The sequence below is a fragment of the Streptomyces sp. NRRL S-646 genome, from assembly GCF_000720765.1.
Taxonomy (GTDB): Bacteria; Actinomycetota; Actinomycetes; order Streptomycetales; family Streptomycetaceae; genus Streptomyces.
Genome location: NZ_JODC01000008.1, coordinates 484,431 through 500,993, shown reverse-complemented (window position 1 = coordinate 500,993; position 16,563 = coordinate 484,431). Strand labels below are relative to the sequence as shown.

At 69.5% G+C, this 16,563-nt stretch carries 14 protein-coding genes; 4 read left to right on the top strand and 10 right to left on the bottom strand.

Going from position 1 to position 16,563, the window contains the following annotated elements; all coding sequences use genetic code 11:
• Positions 1 to 189 precede the first annotated feature (189 nt).
• The gene (gene sthA, locus IH68_RS0122315; protein ID WP_030937958.1) at positions 190 to 1,593 is read left to right on the top strand and encodes a Si-specific NAD(P)(+) transhydrogenase; all 1,404 of its coding nucleotides are present in this window, start codon (positions 190 to 192) and stop codon (positions 1,591 to 1,593) included.
• A 10-nt stretch (positions 1,594 to 1,603) separates the two neighbouring features.
• Here sthA and IH68_RS0122310 read toward each other — a convergent pair whose 3' ends face one another.
• A complete protein-coding gene (locus IH68_RS0122310) occupies positions 1,604 to 2,107 on the bottom strand; it encodes a DUF5709 domain-containing protein (RefSeq protein ID WP_030937954.1) in 504 nt (167 codons plus the stop codon).
• 348 nt (positions 2,108 to 2,455) lie between these two features.
• Between IH68_RS0122310 and IH68_RS0122305 the strand changes: the two genes are divergently transcribed.
• Both IH68_RS0122305 and IH68_RS0122300 read left to right on the top strand, forming a co-directional pair.
• Positions 2,456 to 3,928 carry an APC family permease gene (locus IH68_RS0122305; protein ID WP_030937952.1) on the top strand — a complete coding sequence of 491 codons (1,473 nt, stop codon included), beginning with the start codon at positions 2,456 to 2,458 and terminating at the stop codon, positions 3,926 to 3,928.
• 11 nt (positions 3,929 to 3,939) lie between these two features.
• On the top strand, positions 3,940 to 4,899 hold the full coding sequence (locus IH68_RS0122300; protein ID WP_030937950.1) for a hypothetical protein: 960 nt from the start codon (positions 3,940 to 3,942) through the stop codon (positions 4,897 to 4,899).
• 21 nt (positions 4,900 to 4,920) lie between these two features.
• On the opposite strand, the gene IH68_RS0122295 is transcribed toward IH68_RS0122300, so the two are convergent.
• From IH68_RS0122295 to IH68_RS0122285, 3 genes are all read right to left on the bottom strand, one after another.
• On the bottom strand, positions 4,921 to 6,069 hold the full coding sequence (locus IH68_RS0122295; RefSeq protein ID WP_030937948.1) for a HoxN/HupN/NixA family nickel/cobalt transporter: 1,149 nt from the start codon (positions 6,067 to 6,069) through the stop codon (positions 4,921 to 4,923).
• A gap of 141 nt (positions 6,070 to 6,210) precedes the next feature.
• Positions 6,211 to 7,065, bottom strand: coding sequence for a proteasome subunit beta (prcB, locus tag IH68_RS0122290; RefSeq protein ID WP_030937946.1), 855 nt, complete (start codon positions 7,063 to 7,065; stop codon positions 6,211 to 6,213).
• A 94-nt stretch (positions 7,066 to 7,159) separates the two neighbouring features.
• Positions 7,160 to 7,576: a YybH family protein gene (locus tag IH68_RS0122285; protein ID WP_199931905.1), complete on the bottom strand. Its 417-nt coding sequence runs from the start codon at positions 7,574 to 7,576 to the stop codon at positions 7,160 to 7,162.
• A gap of 85 nt (positions 7,577 to 7,661) precedes the next feature.
• Between IH68_RS0122285 and IH68_RS0122280 the strand changes: the two genes are divergently transcribed.
• Positions 7,662 to 8,318, top strand: coding sequence for a nucleoside/nucleotide kinase family protein (locus IH68_RS0122280; protein ID WP_030937942.1), 657 nt, complete (start codon positions 7,662 to 7,664; stop codon positions 8,316 to 8,318).
• On the opposite strand, the gene IH68_RS0122275 is transcribed toward IH68_RS0122280, so the two are convergent.
• The 6 genes from IH68_RS0122275 to IH68_RS0122250 all read right to left on the bottom strand — a co-directional run bounded on the left by IH68_RS0122275 (position 8,308) and on the right by IH68_RS0122250 (position 16,531).
• Positions 8,308 to 10,140 carry a hypothetical protein gene (locus IH68_RS0122275; RefSeq protein ID WP_030937940.1) on the bottom strand — a complete coding sequence of 611 codons (1,833 nt, stop codon included), beginning with the start codon at positions 10,138 to 10,140 and terminating at the stop codon, positions 8,308 to 8,310. The genes IH68_RS0122280 and IH68_RS0122275 overlap by 11 nt on opposite strands.
• A 13-nt stretch (positions 10,141 to 10,153) precedes the next feature.
• A complete protein-coding gene (locus tag IH68_RS0122270; RefSeq protein WP_030937938.1) occupies positions 10,154 to 11,860 on the bottom strand; it encodes a hypothetical protein in 1,707 nt (568 codons plus the stop codon).
• A gap of 2 nt (positions 11,861 to 11,862) precedes the next feature.
• Positions 11,863 to 12,765, bottom strand: coding sequence for a carbohydrate ABC transporter permease (locus IH68_RS0122265; RefSeq protein ID WP_030937935.1), 903 nt, complete (start codon positions 12,763 to 12,765; stop codon positions 11,863 to 11,865).
• Entirely contained in the window at positions 12,762 to 13,673 is a 912-nt protein-coding gene (locus tag IH68_RS0122260) for a carbohydrate ABC transporter permease (protein WP_030937933.1), read from the bottom strand. Before IH68_RS0122260 ends, IH68_RS0122265 begins: the two co-directional genes overlap by 4 nt.
• Positions 13,674 to 13,789: 116 nt before the next feature.
• Positions 13,790 to 15,121 carry an ABC transporter substrate-binding protein gene (locus IH68_RS0122255; RefSeq protein ID WP_030937931.1) on the bottom strand — a complete coding sequence of 444 codons (1,332 nt, stop codon included), beginning with the start codon at positions 15,119 to 15,121 and terminating at the stop codon, positions 13,790 to 13,792.
• A gap of 276 nt (positions 15,122 to 15,397) precedes the next feature.
• The gene (locus tag IH68_RS0122250) at positions 15,398 to 16,531 is read right to left on the bottom strand and encodes an ROK family transcriptional regulator (RefSeq protein WP_234341484.1); all 1,134 of its coding nucleotides are present in this window, start codon (positions 16,529 to 16,531) and stop codon (positions 15,398 to 15,400) included.
• Positions 16,532 to 16,563: the final 32 nt, after the last annotated feature.

Sequence of the window (16,563 nt, the reverse complement as noted above, 5' to 3'; positions counted from 1 at the left end):
CATTATCGCTCCGCTGGGTTGTGCCGCGATGGGATGTGCCGCGATCGGCCGTTGGTTGTCTGCGGCTTCGTCGTGGCTGGTCGCGCAGTTCCCCGCGCCCCTTCAGGGGCTTCCGCCCCGTCACTTCGTGGGCGATCGTTGTCCGTTCAGTCTTTCGAAGCGGGGCCCGGGGCTGACAGACTCCGGATCGTGCCCGACTTCGACATGCTTGTCATCGGATCCGGCCCGGGTGGCCAGAAGGCCGCCATCGCCGCGGCCAAGCTCGGCCGCCGGGTCGCCGTCGTCGACCGCCCCGACATGGTCGGCGGGGTCTCCATCCATACCGGCACCATCCCTTCCAAGACCCTGCGCGAGGCGGTCCTGTACCTGACCGGTCTCACCCAGCGGGATCTGTACGGGCAGAGCTACCGGCTGAAGGAGGACATCACCGTCTCCGACCTGACCTCGCGCACCGAGCACGTGGTCGGCCGGGAGGTCGACGTCATCCGCAGCCAGCTCTCCCGCAACCACGTCTCCCTCTTCGCCGGCACCGGCAGCTTCGTCGACCCGCACACCATCGCGCTGCGCGAGGTCACCGGTCACGAACGGCTGCTCAGCGCGGAGCACATCGTCATCGCCACCGGGACCCGGCCGGCCCGGCCCGACAGCGTCGAGTTCGACGGCCGTACGATCATGGACTCCGACAACGTGCTGGCGCTGGAGCGCGTGCCGCGCTCCATGGTCATCGTCGGCGCCGGGGTCATCGGCATGGAGTACGCCTCCATGTTCGCCGCGCTCGGCAGCAAGGTGACGGTCGTCGAGAAGCGTGCCGGGATGCTCGACATGTGCGACGTCGAGGTCATCGAGTCGCTCAAGTACCACCTGCGGGACCTCGCCGTGACGTTCCGTTTCGGCGAGACGGTCGCCGCGGTGGAGCGGCATCCTCGGGGCACGCTGACGATCCTGGAGAGCGGCAAGAAGATACCGGCCGACGCCGTGATGTACTCGGCGGGCCGGCAGGGTCTTACCGACGAACTCGACCTGGACAAGGCCGGGCTGTCCGCGGACAGGCGCGGCCGGATCACCGTGGACGAGCACTACCGCACCGAGGTGCCGCACATCTACGCCGTCGGCGACGTGATCGGCTTCCCCGCACTGGCCGCGACCTCGATGGAGCAGGGGCGGGCGGCCGCCTACCACGCCTGCGGCGAACCGGTCGGCCAGATGCACAACCTGCAGCCCATCGGTATCTACACCATCCCGGAGATCAGCTTCGTCGGCCGCACCGAGGACCAACTCACCGAGGACTGCGTACCGTTCGAGGTCGGCATCTCCCGCTACCGCGAACTGGCCCGCGGCCAGATCATCGGCGACTCGCACGGCATGCTCAAGCTGCTGGTCTCCCCCGAGGACCGCACCCTGCTCGGCGTGCACTGCTTCGGCACCGGCGCCACCGAGCTCATCCACATCGGCCAGTCGGTGATGGGCTGCGGCGGCACCGTCGACTACCTGGTCGACGCGGTCTTCAACTACCCGACACTGGCGGAGTCCTACAAGGTCGCCGCCCTCGACGCCACGAACAAACTCCGGCAGATCGACCGGATCGGCGACTGACGGGCCGGTGTCAGCGGCCCTGCTCGGCGTCGGGCAGCTGCGTCTCGTCCTCGACGACGTGGACGGCGGCCTCCTCGGCGCCGGCGGCATCGCCGTCGATGCCCACATCGTCGGCGACCGTCTCCTTGGTCGTGTCGGGGTGGGTGCCCTCGTCCGGAGCGACCAGGCGGCCCGCGCGTTCCGTGCCGGCCTCGGGGTCGACGGGTTCGCCCTCGCCTCCGGGGAGGTCGCCGACCTCGTCGCCGGGAGGTGCCGTCACGTCCGGCACCTCCTCGTCGAGCCGCTCGTCGAGACTCTCGCCCTCGTGCTGCTCGGCGGCCGTCGTGCCGTGCCGGGTGACGCCGAGCGGCTTCTCCGGTGGGGAGTAGCCCTCGTCGAGGGTGTCGTCGTAGGTGGGCTCGTCGATGGCGTCCTGCAGGTCGAGCGGTGCCGCGTCCTCCTGCTCCTCGTTCGTCGCGGTGGGCTGGTAGGTGTCGTCGGCCATCGGTTCGGGGCGCGTGTGTTCGCTGCCCATGCGGGCCTCCCTCGCGCGCTGCGGCGGGTCGTTTCTGTACGGTGTCCCGATCCGCGTTTCCCGTTGCGCGCCGTCCAACCACGGCCGTCCTTGGCGGCGCAGGAGGTTACCCCTTGGTCAATCTTGAAAGGTCAAGGAGTAGGGCTATCATCACTCGCACACACGGTGTGACCGAATGACAACGCAGGCAGCCGTGCCTCTCCACCACCCCTTTATGTTTTTCGCTGCCCTTGATCTGCTCCGAGGCCAACCCTCGGTGATCCGGGGCGGGTTCATCACCCCCCACCTCCCCCTACGCCGTCGGGGCGGGCCGCCCTCGCGTCGTGCAAGACGGAAAGCAGCGCAACCATGAGCAACAGCAGGGGCAGAGGGCTGCAGGCCAATGCCCTCGGTACGTTCGACACCGTGGTGATGGCCGTCGCGGGCAGCGCCCCGGCGTACTCGATCGCCGCGACCACCGCGGTCCTCGTCGGCGCGGTGGGCCTGGCCAGCCCGGCCGCGCTGCTGTACTGCGCGATACCCATGCTGGGCATCGCGCTGGCGTTCAGCTATCTCGGCCGTATCGACGTGAACGCGGGGGCCAGTTACTCCTGGGTGGGGCGCACCCTCCATCCCTTTCTCGGCTTCATCAGCGGCTGGGCGCTGGTCATCTCGGCGACCATCTTCATGGTGGCCGGCTCGCTGCCCGCCGGTTCGATGACCTTGGCATTGTTCGACGACAGTCTCGCCGACAACACCGCGCTGTCGACGGTGGTCGGCGCGGCCTGGTTCATCATCATGCTGCTCGTGGTGCTCGGGGGTGCCCGGCTCACGGTCCGTGCCCAGCTCGTCATGTCCGGCGTCGAGTTGGCCATACTGGCGCTGTTCGCGGTGCTTGCCGTCTTCCACACTGGCAACGCCCGCGTGTTCGACTGGTCCTGGCTCGGCTTCTCCCACTTCGACGGGGTGTCGGGCTTCGCGTCGGGCGCGCTCGTCGCCGCCTTCTACTACTGGGGCTGGGACGTCACCAGCAACCTGAGCGAGGAGACCCGCAACAGCCGCCGTACGACGGGACTCGCCGGCCTGATCGGGGTGGGCATCGTCTTCCTGCTCTTCGAGGTGTTCACCATCGCGGTGAACGTCATCCTGTCCTCGAAGCAGATCGAGGCGAACGACGCGAACGTGCTGGGTGCGCTCGGCGAGGAGATCTGGCCCGGCTGGGGCGGCAAGCTGCTGATCGTGGCGGTGATGCTGTCGACCATCGCCACCCTGGAGACCACTCTCATCCAGGTCACGCGCTCCCTGTTCGCGATGGGCCGTGACCGTACGATGCCCTCCGCGTTGGGCCGCGTGCACCGCACCTGGAACACCCCGTGGGTGGCCATCACGGTGGTGGGTGCGGTGGCGCTGGCGATGTTCATCGCCTCCAACGCGCTGGGCTCGGTGGGTGAGATCCTCTCCGACGCGATCTCGGCGATCGGTCTGCAGATCGCCGTCTACTACGGTCTCGCGGGCCTCGCGGTGGTCGTGGCGTACCGCAGGATGCTGCTGAAGTCGCCCGCCAATCTCCTGTTCGGCGGGCTGTGGCCGCTGTTCGGCGCCCTGTTCATGTTCTGGATCTTCGCCGAATCGCTGAGCGAGCTCGACACCGCGGCGATCGCGATCGGCATCGGCGGGCTCGCCGTAGGGCTGGTGCCGATGTTCTGGTACTGGAGGCAGGGCAGCGACTACTACCGGCCCGCCCGCCTGGACGCCAGCCGCACCGTCGAGGCGGAGTACGTCCCCGACGGCCTGCCGGCCGCGAACTCCCGTGTCCACGAAGGTCTCTCCACCGACTTCTGAGGCAGACCCCGATGGCGAGAGACCGATTCGCTCCCGACTACGACCCCGACTGCGGGGACGCGCCCCTGACCACCGCACGTCACGACATCGTCATCGGCCGCTGGCAGGGCCTCAGGGACCTGCTGCGGGCCACCGGCCCGGACTGGCTCGCGCGCGGCCACCGGGTCCGGACGCTCGCGCAGGCCTGCGCGGGCAGTTCCACGGTGGAGTCGTGGCTGGCTGCCGAGCCCCACAGCGGTGACGCGCTGGTACTGCGGGCGGCGACGGAGACGGCCCGCGCGTTCAACATGGCCATCGCCGCGGGCCGGGGCGTGCCGATCGACCAGCACCGCATCGACACTGCGGTGACGGCCTGCCTGCAGGCCGCGGAGGCATACCTGGACGACCCGACGCCGTGGATCTCCCTGATCTCGGTGGCCCGGCTGTACTCCTCGGGAGTGCGCCGGCAGGAACTGTCGCGCTGGTGGGACGAGCTGCACCAGCGCGACCCGTACAGCGTGGAGGGCCACCTGCAGGTCCTGCACTACTACTCGGCACGCTGGCACGGCACCCACGGCCTCATGTACGACTTCGCCCGCGACGCGGCCGGAGTGGCACCCACGGGCTGCGCACTGCCGGTCCTGGTGCAGTACGCCCGGGTCGAGGAGTACCGCTACGCCCTCGACGCGGCGCAGGGCAGCCAGTCCGCGGTGGGCCTCGGGCAGCACTGGAACCACGACGGTGCGGTCAGCGACGTGCGCCGCACCTGGCAGCGCTGGATCATGGGCCGCACGGACAGCGGTGTCGCCCCCGGCGAACTGCGCGACCTCAACTACCTGGCCCACGCCGCCTGCAATGCGAACGTCCCGGACGTCGCCGCCGCCATGCTGCGGATGCTGGGCCGCCGGGCCACACGAACTCCCTGGTCCTACACGGGGGACCCGGACCAGCAGTTCGTCAGGTGGCGCAAGGAGCTGAAGCTGCGGGGCTGAGCGCCTGAACGGACGGCGGGTCTAGTCGGCGGACTGCTGCGCGGGCCGTGACAGGCCTGCCGTCCACTTCTCCTCGATGCGTCCCAGCTTCCACACCAGCAGGGCCACGGCCCAGGTGGCGAAGAACAGACCGACGACGACGAAGCCGACGATGTTGAGGTCGAGGCCGGCGATCCAGTCCCAGAACGCGCCGTGCAGACCGAGCTTCTCGGCGAGCAGGCCGAGGAGTTCGACGGTGCCGATGAGCAGGGCGACGGCGACCGAGAGGCCGGTGATGGTGAGGTTGTAGTAGACCTTGCGGACCGGCTTCGAGAAGGCCCAGTCGTAGGCGAAGTTCATGAACGAGCCGTCGATGGTGTCGAGCAGCGACATACCGGCGGCGAACAGGACGGGCAGGCACAGGATCGCGTACCAGGGAAGTCCCGAGGCGGCGCCGGAGCCGGCCAGCACAAGCAGCGCGATCTCGGTGGCGGTGTCGAAGCCGAGGCCAAAGAGCAGGCCGAGCGGGTACATCTGCCAGGGCTTGGTGACCGACTTCATCACGCGGCCCAGCAGGCGGTTCATGAAGCCGCGGTTGTTGAGCTGATCCTCCAGGGCCGCCTCGTCGAAGTCGCCGGACCGCATCCGCCGGAAGACCTTCCAGATCCCCGCCATGATCACGAGGTTGATGATCGCGATGAGGTAGAGGAAGGCCCCGGAGACGGTCGTGCCGATCAGTCCGGTGATGTCGTGGAGCTGGGAGTTGTCGTCACGGACGGGTCCGGCCACGGCCTTGACGCCGAAGGAGAGCAGCAGCGCCAGGGCGAAGACGACGCTGGAGTGCCCGAGCGAGAACCAGAAGCCGACCGACAGGGGCCGCTGTCCCTCGCCCATCAGCTTGCGGGTGGTGTTGTCGATCGCGGCGATGTGGTCCGCGTCGAAGGCGTGCCGCATGCCGAGCGTGTACGCGGTGACACCGATGCCGACACCGAAGGACTCCTGGCCGACGCTGTAGTGCTGGGGTGCGACGATCCCGACCAGCGTGAACCAGCCGACCACGTGCAGGGCGAGCACGAAGGCGGCCATCCCGCCGATCCTGGTCCACTCCTCCCGTGTCATCGAGGTGCGGACACGGTGCCACGCCGAGGCCTTGGCAGGGAGGGGCGGAGCGGTGTCGGGGGCGGCCGTCATACGGGGCGGTCTTCCTTCGGGTGCACAGCGGCTGCGGTCTGCAACCTTGTGCCATCTTCCAGCACTTGCAAACGATGTGCAGCAAAGATCGCGGCAGCTCTTCCCCATGGAAGGGGAAAGACGAGAAAGCCCGGCCCGCGCTCAGGGAGCGGCGGTCGGCCCGTCCGGCCGGCTGCGGCGCTGCTCGACCATCTCGCGGCTCAGCGCCTCCGTCTCGGGCTCCGACAGCCGCTCGAAGCCCTCCTCGGTGATCACCGACACGATGGGGTAGATACGGCGGTTGATGTCCGGGCCGCCGGTCGCGGAGTCGTCGTCGGCCGCGTCGTAGAGGGCCTGGAGTGCGGCGAGGGCCGCCTCCCGCCGGTCCATGCCCTTGTGGAACAGCTTCTTGAGCGCGCCCCGGGCGTACGGCGAGCCGGAGCCCTCGGCGTGGAAGTCCGTCTTCTCGTACAGGCCGCCGGCGACGTCGAAGCTGAAGATGCGGCCCTTCTCGCCGTCCGGGGCCGCCCCGTCGTAGCCGGTCAGGAGCGGTACGACGGCGAGGCCCTGCATGGCCTGGCCGAGGTTCTGCCGAATCATGCCGGCCAGACGCCTCGCCTTCGCATTGAGGGTCATCGGGATGCCCTCGATCTTCTCGAAATGCGTCAGTTCGACCTGATACAGCTTCACCATGTCCAGGGCGAGCCCGACGGAGCCGGCGAAGGCCACGGCGGTGTGGTCGTCCGCGGGGTGCACCTTCTCCAGGTCGCGCTGTGCGATGAGGTTGCCCATCGTGGCGCGGCGGTCGCCGGCGATCAGCACACCGTCCCGGTAGGCGAGGGCCAGCACGGTGGTGCCGTGCGGGAACCGGCCGGGCTCGGCCCGGACCCCGTCGGGGAAAGGGCGGCGCGTGGGCAGTAGTTCGGGCCGGTGGGCGGCCAGGAAGTCGGTGAAGGAAGCGGTCCCCGGAGTGAAGAACTCCTCCCCCAACCGGCCGTCCATGTCACTCGCGGTCATGCCACTCCCCCTCTTCGTCGGCCCGACATCCGACTCCTACCTGAACCGGGGCCGCGGGAAACGCCCGTACCGCGCACGGGAGCCCGCCGGCCCGTCAGTCGTGCGGGAACGAGTGGTGTTCGTGCGCCACCAGCCAGCGGTCCCGCTCCTTGCGCAGGCCCAGCGTCAACCGCAGGCGGAGCGTGGGGTGTTCGGCCAGCTCCTGAGGCGTCGCACAGCGCAGGAGTGCGTACGCGTAGGCCACGTCGGTGCCGGCGGTGATGTCCAGGGACTCGATGTCGAAGCAGGCGCCCTGGGCCTGCCAGGCGAAGAACGGCGGCCAGGTCGCGCGGTAGGCGGCGAGGCCGCGAAGGCCCTGATGCGGCGGTGGGACGTCGTACATCACGATGTCCTCGGCGTGGTCGGCCAGGACGCCGCCGAGATCGCCGCGGTGGACGGCCTCGGCCCATTTCTCGATCAGTGTGCGGATCTGCGCTGCGTCGTCGGCCACGGCACCGGCTCCCTTCCTCATCACGGACGTGTCCCCTCTACTGAGAGACGACTCCCCGCGCGGCCGCAGTTCATCGCACCGCCGCCCGGGTGACAGACTCTGCCGTGTGCCGGTGACTTTCGACGATCTGCTGACCCGTGCCCGCGCTCTTCCCCGCGGCGGGCGTCGCGCCGTTCTGGGCATCACCGGCGGTCCGGGTGCGGGGAAGTCGACCCTGGCGGAGAACCTGGTGCGGGAGCTGAACGGGACGGCTGGGCAGCCGTGGGTCGCGCACGTCCCCATGGACGGCTTCCATCTCGCCGACGTCGAGCTGGACCGGCTCGGCCGCCGGGACCGCAAGGGAGCACCGGACACCTTCGACGCGGCCGGGTATGCAGCGCTGCTGGCCCGCCTGCACGAGAGCGAAGAAGGCGACGTGGTGTATGCGCCGGGGTTCGAGCGGGTGCTGGAGCAGCCGATCGCGGGCGCCGTCCCGGTGCCGCCGACGGCCCGGCTGGTGGTGACTGAGGGCAACTACCTGCTGCTGGACACAGGAGCCTGGCCCCGGGTCCGCAGCCGGCTCGACGACGTGTGGTTCTGCGAACTGGACGAAGAAGAACGCCTCCGCCGGCTGATCGCCCGGCACGAGGAGTTCGGCAAGGGGCACGAGGAGGCGGTGGAGTGGGTGCTGCGCAGCGACCAGCGCAATGCGGAGCTGGTCGCCGCGACCCGCGACCGGGCGGACCTGGTGGTGCCGGTGGGTGAACTCGCCCTCAAGCGCTGACCGCGCGCAGCGTCAGCTCCGGCTCCCCCCGTTCGTCGTCGGCGCCGATCACCGCGGTGAAGACGGACGTACCGACGCGCAGCCCTCCCCCGTCCCGTTCGACCGACATCGTGAGCGGCGCCGCGGAGCCGTACCGTACGGCGAACACGTGCAGGTCGTCCGGTGCGCCCGGGAGCGGGCTCGCCTCCAGGGCGGTGGAGCTCACCAGGTGGCGCCAGCCGTCGTCCGGGTTGCCGTAGCCGCGCGGGTCGGCGGCGAGCGCGAACGCCGCCTGTTCCTGGGTGAGTTCCGATCGGGCGTCGAAGTGCTCCGCGCCCTGCTCCTGCGGGTGGGTCAGACGGAGCGTACCGGCCGACGCGACCGCGCCCTCGGCCGTCCGGCGCACCCGGTCGCCGTCGTCGGCCGCATAGGGCAGGCCGGCGAGCAGATACGGCTCTCCGGGCAGGCGTTCCATGGCGACCGTCGTCCACAGGCTCGTGCCGTCGGTGACGTACAGGGACCGCACGTGCCGCAGGACGTGGTCGCGGCCGACCACCGGCTTGGTGACCAGCTTCGCCGCCAGACCGTCGGTACGCACGTCCCTCACCCGGACCTCACCCATGGGACGGCAGAACACGAATCCGTCCAGCACCGGGCCGAAGCCGTGCTGCCGGTTCACGGCGGCCGGCAGGTAGTAGGTGCCGCCCGCCTCGACGACCGACGGGGTCATACGGTCGTCGAAGGCCACCGAGACGGTGCCCGCCCGCAGCTGGTGGCGCACGGGCTCGGTCGAGGGCGTACGGTGCCAGCGCGTGGAGTCCTGGCTCTGCCAGACCAGCATCCACGCGAAGTGCCCGTCGACGCCGCCGTCCTCCTGGACCGCGTGCCGGGCCCAACGGCTGTCGCCCCGGTAACGGCCCAGGTCGGCGCCGATGCGGGCGCCGAAGTAGCGCAGGCCGAGGACTGATTCGAAGGCGGAGTGCTGCTCGCTGTAGCGGGGGCCGCCGTTGTCGAAGCCTCCGTTCGTCAGCCGGGCGTCGATGTACCAGGCGAGGGCGTCGCCGTCCTCGGCGAAGATCTCCTCCCCGCTGACACGATGGGCCTGGGCGAGGAAGGACAGGGAGATCGGGCCGTAGTTGTTGTCGTACGCCCCGCCGTGCTCCGGCGGCAGCAGCGCGCCGCGGTCCGCCACCCGATGGGTGCGGATCTTCTCGATGTACAGCTCGACCGCACGGGAGCGGACCGACTGCCCGTCCTCCGGGGGCAGATGGCGGGCGAGCATCAGGCCGCCGACGACACAGCCGATGGCCTGGTTGCCGGCCTCCTGCGGGTTGAAGAACGTCGCCTCGGTCAGCCAGCGCCAGTATCCGCGGGCCACGTCGAGGAGTTCGGCGCGCTGAGCGTCCTCGACGAGACCGTCGGCCGTGTCGAGGAGGTTCACCGCCTGGAGCAGCGCCCACACCGTGCTCGGCCAGTCGCCGATGGGGTGTGCGCCGGCGGTGAGGGTGTAACGGGCGTACGGCAGGCCGGAGTTGCGGACCCTGAGGTTCGGGTAGCCGGGATTGTCGTCGACGTAGACGCGTTCGCGCAGATGGAAGGCGAGGCTGCGGCGGACCGCCTCGGGCAGCCGGTCGTCCTTGGTGCGCTGCCAGGCGAAGGCGAGCAGGGAGGTGATACCGAGGGAGGTGTCGCCGATGTCATCGACGCAGTCGGGGTGTTCGAGGTTGCCCTCGGGGGTGAGGCGCGCGAGGGCCTGCGCGGTGACGTCGGCGAGGACGGCGTCGTATGCCTCCCGGGTGTCCGGCAGGTCGTGCAGCGGCCCGAGCTGGCGTGGGAGGTGCAAGGAGATCAGCCCTTCATGCCTGAGATGTGGCGCGCAGTGTGAGGGTCAGTGTCTGCGGCCCGTGTCCGCCGAGGTAGACGCGGTTACCGGTCGTCGCGTCGGTGCCGCCGACCACGGTGTAGTCCTGCCCCGGGTCGTAGCGCAGTACGTCGCTCCGGTCCGGTCCGGCGAGCGGTTCACCCGTCTCGACGGCGGCCTCGACCCGGATCTCGTCGTCGCCGACGCGGTAGGTCAACGGTTCGGTGGTCAGGCACCAGCGTCCGTCGCCGAGCGGTACGGCGCCCTGCGGCTGGCCGCCCGGCCGGAAGGTCAGTTCGAGGGCCCAGGGCACCGATGGGCCACTGATGTCGATCCGCAGGTCGGCCCCGTCCTCCCGCAGATCGACCTCGACCCGGGTCGTGTGGGATACCTCGTCCTGAGGGCGGTCGGGGAAGGCCATCGCCGCGGAGAAGCGGCCCTCGTCCACCAGGCCGTAGGCGCCGTCGTCGTGCCTTCGGTCCTTCGGGAGCGGCTGGTAGTAGGCGGTGGTGAGGGTCTGGGTGAGCCGGTACCGGTTGTCGGTGAGCCGTTCCATGTCGGCGGCGCGGAACGGACCCAGGTCGAAGAACACCCGCGAGAGGCGGACCGCGTCGAGGACGGCATCGCCGGCGAACATGCGCAGGAAGGTGGGGTTGCAGGCGAGGCCCGAGCGGATGCGCCGGTGCTCGGGCACATCGGAGCCGCCGTACACCACGGTGTGCGCGGTGGCCGAGGCATGTACGGCGAGGCGTGCGGTGGGGAGGTATCGGTCGCGCGGGAGCTTCTCCGCGTCCGGTGCCGGCAGGGCGCGGCACAGATCCGGGGTGAGGAGGGTCTGGGCGAGCAGGTCCGGGTCGTTGATGCCGTCGGCGGCCGCCAGGCGGGCCGCGCGGGCGAAGTCGCCCCGGCCGGTGCGGATCGCGAGCAGCCGGTAGTGCGGCAGGTAGGGCCACAGCGCGAACGACATCCTCTGGTCCTGGCGGCGCGAGTGGACGGTCTCCACCGTGCCGTCCGGCCTGATCAGGTCCAGGGTCGCGGTGAGGTTGCGTTCGACGGCGTCCAGCAGGTCGCTGCGCCCGAGCACCTCGGCCAGCAACAACAGCGACGGGTTGGTGACAATGGACGCATAGACGGCGCTGCGTTCCGAGTACAGGCCCTCCGCGTCGATGTCGACGCCCTCGGCGAGCCACTCCTCGACACGGGCGAGCAGCCGGTCGTCCGGGAACGACCGGTGCAGCCGGGCCAGCGCCGCGGACAGCTCCCAGCGGTGGTTCGGGGTGTGCACCCCGCCGGTCAGGAGGCTGGCGGTGGCGGCGCCTGCGATCTCGGCGAGCGCCGCCGCGACGTCAGCCAGTTCCGGCCCCGCACCCGCGGCGAGGACGTGCGCGTCGCACACGTCGTTGACGGTGAACGCGGAGTCCGGCGGAGACTGCACGTTGTCGCCGCCCGCGAAGAGACCGGACGCCGTCTGCAGGGACCGCAGTGCACGGAGGTGGGTCAGCGCGGCGCCGACGGCCTGCTCGCTGCCGTGCAGGGCCGACTCCGGCGAGCGATACGCCGCGACCAGGGTCTTCACCTGCCGGGCCAGGGCGCGGTGCGGCCCGATGAATTCCTCCGACGGGTCGGCCGCGAGCAGGGCGGCCGACCCGTCGGCGGCGACCGCCGCTGCGCGGACGAACTCGTGGTCGAGCGGGGTGGGCAAGGTCAGTCCTTCAGTCCGGCATTGATGTCGGCGCCCATGACGTAGCGCTGGAAGACCAGGAAGATCACGATCAGCGGGATCATGGAGATGACCGAGGCGCCGAGCAGGACCGACCAGTTGATGTTCTGCGCCCCGACGATGCTCTGGATACCGATCTGCACCGTGAATTTGTTGGGGTCGTTGAGCATCAGCAGCGGCCAGATGTAGTCGTTCCACCGCCACTGGAAGGACAGGATGGCGAGGGTCAGCATGATGGGCCGGGACAGCGGCACCATGATCCGCAGGAAGATCGACAGTTCGCGGGCGCCGTCGATACGGGCGGCTTCCACGAGTTCGTCGGGGACCGTCAGGAAGAACTGGCGGAACATGAAGCATCCGGTCGCGGTGAGCACCGCCGGGAAGATGATGCCGGCGAAGGAGTTGTAGAGGCCGAGGTTGCGGACCACCAGGAACTCCGGGGCGAGCATGACCTCGCCCGGCAGCATCGTCGTGGCCAGGATGCAGAGGAAGAACGCCTTCAGCCATCGGTTGTCGTACTTGGCCAGCGCATACCCGGTGCAGCAGCTCACGCCCACCGTGAGGATCGTCGTGATCACACACACGATGGTCGTGTTGATGAAGAACTGGGAGAAGTTGGCACTGCGCCAAGCCGTCAGGTAGCCCGACAGGGTGGGGTGGTGCGGAACCAGCGTCAGCGGATAGGAGAACAGGTCGCTGGCCGGCTTGAGGGAGCTGAGGATGAACCACAGCACCGGCAGCCCGTAGAGGCACGCGAGGATCCACAGCAGGGTCGTCGCGGACACCGCCTGCCGGATCCCGCCGCTCGCCGCGCCACGGGTCCGCTTCTTGGAAACAGTCCGTCCGGGACCGGCGTCGACCTTGCGGGGCATGTCTGTGGTTGTCATCGGTTCTCCACCCGCCGGTTGACGATCAGCTGGATGATCGCGACGGCCATCAGGATGAGCATGAGCACGAACGACGCGGCGCTCGCGTAGCCGATCTGGCCCCGTTGGAAGCCGGTCTGGTAGATGTACTGGACAAGGAGGTTGTTCGACGTTCCGGGTCCGCCGTTGTTGAGGGAGACGAACACCGGGTATTCCTTCATCGCGTTGATCGTGTTGAGCAGGATGACGATGAAGGAGGTCGGTGCGATGCTCGGCAGCGTGATGTTGAAGAACTGGCGCCATGGTCCGGCGCCGTCGAGCGATGCCGCCTCGTAGTACGACACCGGCACGTTCTTGATCGCCGCGATGAACAGCAGCATCGTGAAACCCGTCCACATCCAGGACGCCGCCATCACCACCACGAGCAGCGACAGGTCCGCGTTCGACTGCCACGGAACGGCACTTCCGCCCAGCTTCTCGATGACGTAGTTGACCAGGCCGAAGTTCTCGCCGAACAGCCAGCGCCACAGGACACCCACGACGATGGGCGACAGCAGCCACGGGATGAAGAAGATGACGCGGGCGACCGACGAACCCTTGGCGTGCTTGTTCACCACCAGGTTGGCCGCGAGCAGCGAGAGCGCGAAGTTCAGCGGCACGAAGAGCACGGTGTACAGGAGCGTCCGGGTCAGCGCGTCGTAGAACGTGGAGTCCCCGAACAGGTTGTGGTAGTTGTCCAGTCCGATGAACTGGAACGCACCCACACCGGTGTAGTTCGTGAAGGAGTAGACGAGCCCGATCACCGCCGGCCAGACAAAGAACAGCGCGAAGAGCACGACATTGGCCGCAATGAGGACGAGCGGCGCAAGGGTGTACTTACTGCGTCTCCTGGGCGGGCTCGCGGACACGGCAGAGGCGCGTTTTGTCATCTTCCTGACTCCGTGCTGGTGGAATGGGTTGCGGTGGGTTCACGCATGAGCCCGGCATCGTGTGGGCGTAAAGGGCCGGGGGGCGCTGTCGAGACACCGCCCCCCGGCCCTGTGGCCTACGATCCGCCGCCGACCTGCTGGTTGTAGCCGGCCACGATGTTCTCCAGGGCCTTGTCGGACGACTGCTGGCCGTTGACCGCCTTGCCGAGCTCCGTCTTGGTCGGGTCGGTGGTGATGCTCTTACCCTTCAGCACCCATTCCGTCTGCGCGCCGTTGAAGTAGCCGGAGATCGGGGCGTAGAGCGGGATCTCCTCGTTGTACAGCTTGAACGCCGACTGCGCCGCCTCGGACTTGAAGGGGTAGTTCGGAGTCAGACCGCTCTCGACCGGGAGGAACCCGGAGCTCTCGACCAGTTCGGTGTACTGCTTCGGGTCGTACACCCACGTCATGAACTTCTTCGCGGCGGTGGCCGCGGCGCCGTTGTTGTTGAAGCCCACCATCAGGCCGCCGGCGTTGACGTCGCTGGCCTGCACGGGCTGGGCGGGGGTCGGGACGCTCGCCCAGTCGAACTTCTTGATGCTCTCCGAGAAGGCGGCGACCTGCCACACGCCGGACCAGTAGGCGACGACGTCACCGCTCTGGAACATGGCCGACGGGTCGGCGCCGCTGGTCCACACCGACTTCGGCATGGTCTTGTCGTCGTTCCATCCGACGAAGGTCTTCACGGCCTTCTTGGTCGCGTCGTCCACCGAGAACTTGCCGGAGGAGTCGGCATGGACGTACTTGCCGCCCATCTCGTAGACCATGGCGCGCAGCCGGGAGGGCGACTGGTCGAAGGTCAGGGAGTACTTGGCGCCGGTCTTCTCGCGGACCTTGTTCGCGGCCGCGATGAAGTCGGTCCAGGTCCAGGTCTTCGAGGGCGAGGTCGGGAAGGAGACCCCCGCCTTCTTGAACAGCGTCTTGTTGATGAACAGGCCGGACGCGGTGACGTCCGAGGGGATGGCCAGCACCTTCCCGGACGAGTCCTTCGCCAGGAAGTTGGCGTTGATGTTGTAGCTCTTGTTGCCGGCGATGGAGCTCAGGTCGATCAGCTTGTTCGACCAGATCGGGTCCAGCGCCGGCACGGCCGCGACGTCGGGCAGAGCATTCGCCTGCGCGGAGTTGTGCAGCTTCGTCGTGTAGCCGTCGTAGGGGATGTTGACGAGCTTGACGTCGACGCCGGCTTCCTTCTTGTACTGCGCCACCAGCTTCTTCCAGCCCGCGTCCTGCCCCGGGACCGTGGAGATCCAGAAGGTCAGCGACTTGGAGTTACCACCCGAGCCGGACCCCGACCCGCCACAGGCGGTGAGCAGAAGGGCACCTGCCGTGGCCACGGCAGCGAGGGGAACCACACGGCGTATGCCGCCGCGGCCGAGTCGGCGGGAGCGCCGCACACCCACACTGGTCATTTTCTTCCCTTTTCGTCGTACTGGACGGAGCACGGCGCCAGCCGAGGCGGCACAGGTGCATTTTGCAGGAAATGTCACTTTCCGGGGGCACGGCCTCGCCCGGCCGCGTCGCTCCTTGAGCGGGTGGGATCCCCGGCCATGAGGGCCGTAGTCGCACAAGCACGCCCTCGTGCGGCTGCCGTACTTCGCGTACGGGCGGGAGGCTCACCCGGAGTCGGCATCCCGGCCGACTTAGAAAGCGCTTGTCCGGACATTGGCAGATCGAGTCGGAGGCCGTCAATCCTTCGCCCCCGCGGCCTCGGTCACGGTTTGGACTCCTCGGGAGACCGCGAGCCGGGCGGCGCCCACGACCGTGCCGAGATCGCCGACCGTGCTGCTGACGACTTCGGTGGGCCAGCTCAGCCGGGCGAGTTCGGCCCGCACACCGGGCAGCACCTGCGGGTCCGCTCCGGTACTGCCCCCCAGGACGATCAGCCCCGGGTCCAGTACGGCGGTCACGGCGGCGGCGAGACGGCCGACGTCGGTGGCATGGCGGCCTATCACGGCGCGGGCCGCCGCCCGGCCCTCCCCCGCCAGGGCGAAGAGCTGCTCGGCGGTGCGCGGACACGGCCCGTCCTCGTCCGGCCAGGCCTCTGCGGCCCGCCGCAGCAGCGAGCGGGCGCCGATGTACTCCTCCAGGGCCTCGTGGCGCGGCTCGCGGCCGTCGTCCCAGGGGTAGGGCAGCCGGGCCAGCTCACCGGCGGCGCCGTTGGCTCCGCGCAGCACCTGCCCGCCGACCACGATGCCGAGGCCGATACCGACACCGATCCGCAGATAGCCGAAGGTGTGCCGGCCGCGCGCGGCGCCCTCGTGCAGTTCGGCGAGCGCGGCGCAGTTGACGTTGTTCTCGAGGTGGACGGGAACGCCCGGCGGCAGGGCGACGGCCATGGCGTCGAAGACGGGTCCGGCCTTGGCCGTGGCGGGGCGCATGCGGGCGCCCTCCTTCTCCCGTGCGGTGACGTCGCCGACGGCGACGACGACGGTGCGCAGCGGGGCACCGGCGGGCAGCGCGACGAGTGCCTCGCGCACCACGTCGGCGGCCTCCTCCCGGGTCCCGGTGGCCTGGGCGAGCAGGGTGCCGTCCAGGGCACAGCCGCGCACCCTGGTCAGGGCGGGGCCGAGGTCGACGGCGAGCACGGCCCCGGCGGCAGGGCCGAGACCGTAGACGGCGGCGGAACGGCCCGTGCCGCCGGAGGCGGTACCGGAGTGGGCCGCCAGCCGGGCGCTCTCCAGCTCCGCGACGGCGGAGGACACGGTGGGCTTGGAAAGGCCCGCCAGGCTTGCGAGCTGCGGCCGGGTCGCGCTGCCCGCCTCGGCGAGCACGGCGAATACCGCGCTTGCGCTCTCGGTCAGACGGGGGGCTTCCGCCACGTCGTGTATCACAGTTCTCCCACGGGTCACGG